Origin of the sequence: Mesorhizobium sp. M0106, assembly GCF_040322715.1 — a bacterium.
In the GTDB taxonomy this organism is placed as follows: Bacteria; Pseudomonadota; Alphaproteobacteria; order Rhizobiales; family Rhizobiaceae; genus Mesorhizobium.
In genome coordinates this window covers 1-5,305 of record NZ_JAMYUA010000096.1, presented here as the reverse complement: position 1 = coordinate 5,305, position 5,305 = coordinate 1, and the positions used below count along the sequence as shown (strand labels likewise).

The following is a 5,305-nucleotide window of genomic DNA, read 5'->3' as shown; positions in this document are numbered from 1 at the left end:
GACGGCTCCCTTGTTTGAGATCTCAACGAACTCATTCTGGCACATCCGATGCCGTCGGGCGCCGTCCACCCCATCATGCCGTGACATTGGAGCGCCGCTGCGATGGGATTTTGATGCGGCGCTCGTTGCTTTTGCCCACCACCCGCGCCTAGTCCATGCCAGCTCCTTCGAAGCTCAAGGCTTATCGCGCCAAGCGCGAGTTCACGAGGACGCCGGAACCAGCCGGCGGTCTGGTTGCCGGTGAGGGCAATCGTTTCGTTGTCCACAAGCATCACGCCACCGCCGATCACTACGATCTGCGCCTGCAGGTCGGCGACGTGCTGAAGAGCTGGGCGGTGCCGCGCGGCCCGTCGCTCAACCCCGCCGACAAACGGCTGGCGGTCGAGACCGAGGACCATCCGCTCGAGTATATCGACTTCGAAGGTGTCATTCCCGAAGGCGAATATGGCGGCGGGCCGATGATCGTCTGGGACACCGGCGTCTGGGCGCCGATGGACGATGTCGAGAAGAGCCTGCGCACCGGTTCCTTCAAGTTCCGCCTCGCCGGCGAAAAGCTGAATGGCGGCTGGATGCTGACGCGGCTGAAACCGAAGCCCGGCGAGGATGAGGGCAAGAAGAACTGGCTGCTGTTCAAGGAGCGCGATCTCGCCGCCGACGCCAAGCTCGACATACTGGAAGCCCGGCCGGAAAGTGTCAAATCCGGACGCCGCATCGAGGAACTGGTGGCAACGCCGAAGCCGGCCGCCAAGCCTGCCAAGCCGGTGGTGCTGAAGCCAGGTGCTTTGCCAGGCGCCATCAAGGCGCCGCCGCCCACCCGCATCGAGCCGCAGCTGACTACGCAGGTTCCGAAGCCGCCGGGCGGCGATGACCCAGCGGCCCGAACGGGCGAAGTCTGGCTGCACGAGATCAAATTCGATGGCTACCGCACCATGGCGCATCTCGCTAACGGCGCAGTCAGGCTGATCACCCGCGCCGGCCTCGACTGGACGAAGCGCTATGGCGACCTGCCGCTTGCCTTCGCCAGGCTGCCGTGCCGCGAGGCGATCATCGACGGCGAGGTCGTCGCGCTCGACGCCAAGGGCATCAGCCGCTTTGCCCTTTTGCAGGATGCGCTGGCCGAAGGCGCCGGCAACAAGCTCCACTTCTACGCCTTCGATCTCCTGTATCTCGACGGCTGGGACCTGAGACAAGCGCCGCTCCGCCGGCGCAAGGCGCTGCTTTCGCAATTGCTGTCCGGTCTCGGCGCCAATTCGGCCATCCAGCTCAGCGATCATGTCGAAGGAGACGGCCAGGCACTTTATGACCAGGCATCCGAGATGGGGCTCGAGGGTGTCGTCTCCAAGCGCGCCACGGCAATCTACCAGAGCGGCCGTACCAAGACCTGGACCAAGACCAAGGCGCTTCAGACCGGCGATTTCGTTATCGCCGGCTACACTGTCTCCGACGCGGCCGAGGGGCTGGCCGCACTCGGCCTCGGCGAATTCGAGGATGGCGAATTGCACTATCGCGGCAAGGTCGGCACCGGCTTCGATGCCGCCACCGCCACCGAATTGCTGGCCCGGCTGGAGCCTTTGCGCGCCGGGGCGTCCGCGCCGGAAGGCGTTCCGCGCGAGATCATGCGCGAGATGAACTGGGTGCGGCCGCTGCTTTCGGCGCACATCCACTACGCCAACCGGACCACCGACAATGCGCTGCGCCATGCGGTGTTCCGCGGCCTGCGCGACGTCGGCCTGTCGACGCCGGTGTCGGCCAAGCGCAAGCGGCTGATCGCCGAGGCCGATCTCGCCACCATCTGGGTGACCAACCCGACGCGACGGCTGTTCGGCAAGACCGGCCCGACCAAGCTCGACATTGCCGTCTACTACGCGCTGGTCGGCGATTTCATGCTGCCGCACATTCTCGGCCGGCCGGTGTCGCTGGTGCGCTGCCCGACCGGCAGGCCGCAGGACTGTTTCTTCCAGCGCCATGCCTTCACCGGCATGCCGTCATCGGTGGCGACCTTCGAGGCGACCAATTCGGAGGGCGAGACCAAATCTTATCTCTCCGTAGAAGACGCCAAGGGCTATCTGGCGCTGGCGCAGTTCGGTGTCGTCGAGTTCCACACCTGGGGCACCCATCGCACGCGGCTCGACAAGCCGGACCTGGTCGTTTTCGACCTCGACCCGGGCGAGGGGATCGCCTGGCGCGAGGTGGTTGAGGCGGCGGTGCACATTAAGGGCGAGCTGGAAGCGCTAGGGCTGGTGCCGTTCGCCAAGACGTCCGGCGGCCACGGCATCCACATATCAGTACCGGTGACGCAAAAGCAGAACTGGAAGAAATTGCACCAGGCGACCAGCGCCATCTCGACGCATCTTGCCGCCACCGCGCCCGACACTTTCACCACCACCATGGGCAAGGATAACCGCAAGCGGCGTATCTTCATCGATTATCACCGCAATGCGCGCGGCCACACTTCTGCGGCTCCCTATTCGCTCCGCGCCCGCACCAATTTGCCGGCCTCGACGCCGGTGAGCTGGAGCGATCTGGAATCCATCGACGCTCCGCAGGATCTGAATTATTCGTCGCTGCCGGGCCTGCTGGCGACGTCAGGCGATCCCTGGGCCGACATGGAAGATTTCGCCAGGGATTTGCCGGTGGTCAAGTAAGCGGGCTTTGCAGAACTAGGGTTCCTCGCCCCGCGAAAGCGGGGAGAGGTGGCCGCGTAGCGGACGGAGAGGGGTCTTCGCCGGCGGAGGAAGAGATTCTCTTGTGGGCGAAGGGGCGCCATTCCCCCTCTCCGTCTCGGCTTCGCCGAGCCACCTCTCCCCCATTCCATGGGGGCGAGGAACCAAGTTCTGCGAGCGCGGCTCCAGACTCCATCGACGCTCCGGAAAATTTGAATTAATCTTCGCGCCGGGTCCCACCGCCGACCCCTCAGCCGAGATGGAAGATTTCGCTAGGGATTTGGCGGTATTGTAAGGGGCAATGTAGGATTTCGGCAGCCCCGTTCGTCCTCCGGACGAATGAACGCTGCGAACAGTTCGACAGCACAAGGCCGCGTAGGAGTATTTCATGGCGCCCAGGGCAAGTTGGAAAGGTTACCTCAAGCTCAGTCTGGTCAGCTGTCCGGTCCGGCTCTATCCGGCGACCAGCGCCAGCGAGCGCATCAGCTTCAACCAGCTGCACAAGAAGACGCACAACCGCATCAACATGAAGCCGGTCGACCCCGAACTCGGGCTGGTCGAGCGTTCGGACCTGGTCAAGGGCTACGAATACGAGGACAAGCAGTACATCATCATCGAGGACTCCGATCTCGATGCGGTACGCATCGAATCTAATCATACGATGAACATAGAGGCCTTTGTCGACGAGCATTCGGTCGACGTCATCTATCAGGACGCGCCCTATTACCTGGCGCCGGACGGCGCAATGGCCGAGGAGACCTTCGCCGTGCTGCGCGAAGCCATGCGCAAATCCGGCAAGCTGGCGATCGCCCGCCTGGTGCTGTCCAGCCGCGAGCGCGTGGTGACGATCGGCGCGCGCGAGAACGGCATGTTCGTCTGCACCTTGAGGAATCCGAACGAAGTGCGTGGCACGGCTGAGTATTTCGGCAATATCCCGGCCGGAAACCCCGATCCCGAAATGCTGCAATTGGCCGAGGCGCTGATCAAGCAGAAGGAAACCATCTTCGATCCGAAGAATTACGAGGACCGCTACGAGATCGCGCTGATGACAATGATCCGCGAGAAGCTCAAGGGCCACAAGCCGATCATCGCGGCGGCACCCGAGCGCGGCAATGTCATCAATCTGATGGATGCGCTGAAGGCGAGCCTGTCGCAATCGGCCAAGCCGCCGGCCAAGTCGAAGAGCAAGGCCGATGAGGCGACGAAACCGGCAGCCAAAGCAAAGTCCGCCAAGGGCGGCGCCAAGGAAAACCCGCTCAAGGCCAATCTGCTGCAGGCCGTCGGTAAGAGCAAAGGGTGACGGCGCCCACTGGCACGATCTTCGGCACTATCGGCGCGCTCGCGGCGTTTCCGCTTCGCATGGCGGCGCGCGAGGTCGCGCGCCGGCAGGGCCAATTGCGGCGCGGAGTCACCAGACGGACCACCCATGTGGTATTCGGGCGGACGTTCCTCGCCAAGGCCGATGATGCCGAGATTGAGCGCCGCGTCGTCACCGAGCGCGCAGCCGGGCGCAAGCTGGTCAGCGAGAACGGCTTCCTGCGCCTGCTCGGCCTGATGAAAGCGCCGGAGGCTTCGGCGCTGTCGCGGCAGTCGCTGATCGACCAGTCGCGGCTGACCGGCGAGGATCTCGACCTTTTGTCGCTGTTCGATGCCTTCGAGCATGATTGCGAACCGTATTCCTTTCGCGACCTGATCCTCGCCCGCAAATATGCCGGCCTGGTCGCCGGTGGCGCCTCCTGGGGGGCGATTGCGCGCTCGGTGCACCGGTCGGGCCCGGTCGCCTCGCTCACCGCCAAGTCGCTCGCCGTCGGCTCACAGCATGGGCGGGCCGATGCGATCTATCTCGAGGGCGGCCAGAGCGAACTCGACGGCCAGCTGCTGTTCGATCTGGGAACGCAGGATGACGACACGCTGGAAGAGCTGTTCGCCGATGCCGAGGCGGCGGAAGGGGCTGAAGACCACGAGCAGGCGGCGGCGCTCTACCAGCGCTGCCTGGCCATCGACCCAAGCGATGCCATCGCCGCCTTCAACCGCGCCAACTGCCTGCGCGCCGCCGGCCACGCGGCCGAGGCGGCGCACGACTATGCCCGCGCGATAAAGCTCGATCCCGGCTTCGTCGAGGCCTGGTTCAATCTCGCCGGGCTGATGAGCGAAGAGGGGCGGGTGGCGTCGGCGCGCCGCCATTTGCTCAAGGCGATCGCATTGGACGCTGATTATGCCGATGCGGTATTCAACCTTGCCAGGCTGGAGTTCGACGCCGGCAATCTCGCCGAGGCGCGGCGTCGCTGGGTGCGCTATCTCGAGCTCGACGCCAATTCCGAATGGGCGCGCACGGCCGCGCGGGGCATCCAGTTTGTCGATTTGCAGCTGGCGCGGATGTCGGCAGGGTGAGGTAGTAGCGCCTCCTTCTCCCCTTGTGGGAGAAGGTGGATCGGCGCGCAGCGCCGAGACGGTTGAGGGGTGTTGGAAGAAATGAGGCGTCGGCGTTCCCTGGAACACCCCTCATCCGACCGAGCTTCGCTCGGCCACCTTCTCCCACAAGGGTGTTTGGACCGGAGACATCGCGAACAGATGTGCGAGGACATCGCGAACAGTTTTGCGCTTTTGCGCGAGGGGGTTCGGGATGCCATTCGAGGACAGAA

Annotated in this window: 3 protein-coding genes; all 3 read left to right on the top strand. The window is 64.4% G+C overall.

All coding sequences use genetic code 11. The annotated features are described in order from the left end of the window. Nucleotides 1-155 precede the first annotated feature (155 nt). The 3 genes from ligD to NKJ55_RS34965 all read left to right on the top strand — a co-directional run bounded on the left by ligD (nt 156) and on the right by NKJ55_RS34965 (nt 5,054). Nucleotides 156-2,645 carry a DNA ligase D gene (gene ligD, locus NKJ55_RS34975; RefSeq protein ID WP_352453865.1) on the top strand — a complete coding sequence of 830 codons (2,490 nt, stop codon included), beginning with the start codon at nt 156-158 and terminating at the stop codon, nt 2,643-2,645. A gap of 406 nt (nt 2,646-3,051) precedes the next feature. After that, entirely contained in the window at nt 3,052-3,963 is a 912-nt protein-coding gene (ku, locus tag NKJ55_RS34970; RefSeq protein ID WP_352453864.1) for a non-homologous end joining protein Ku, read from the top strand. A 59-nt stretch (nt 3,964-4,022) separates the two neighbouring features. Then, nucleotides 4,023-5,054: a tetratricopeptide repeat protein gene (locus tag NKJ55_RS34965; protein WP_352453866.1), complete on the top strand. Its 1,032-nt coding sequence runs from the start codon at nt 4,023-4,025 to the stop codon at nt 5,052-5,054. The last annotated feature ends 251 nt before the right edge of the window (nt 5,055-5,305 follow it).

What these genes read in the sequence shown, in the direction of transcription:
- ligD (WP_352453865.1), top strand. Translation starts at nt 156, where the DNA reads ATGCCAGCTCCTTCGAAGCTCAAGGCTTATCGCGCCAAGCGCGAGTTC.
- ku (WP_352453864.1), top strand. Translation starts at nt 3,052, where the DNA reads ATGGCGCCCAGGGCAAGTTGGAAAGGTTACCTCAAGCTCAGTCTGGTC.
- NKJ55_RS34965 (WP_352453866.1), top strand. Translation starts at nt 4,023, where the DNA reads ATGGCGGCGCGCGAGGTCGCGCGCCGGCAGGGCCAATTGCGGCGCGGA.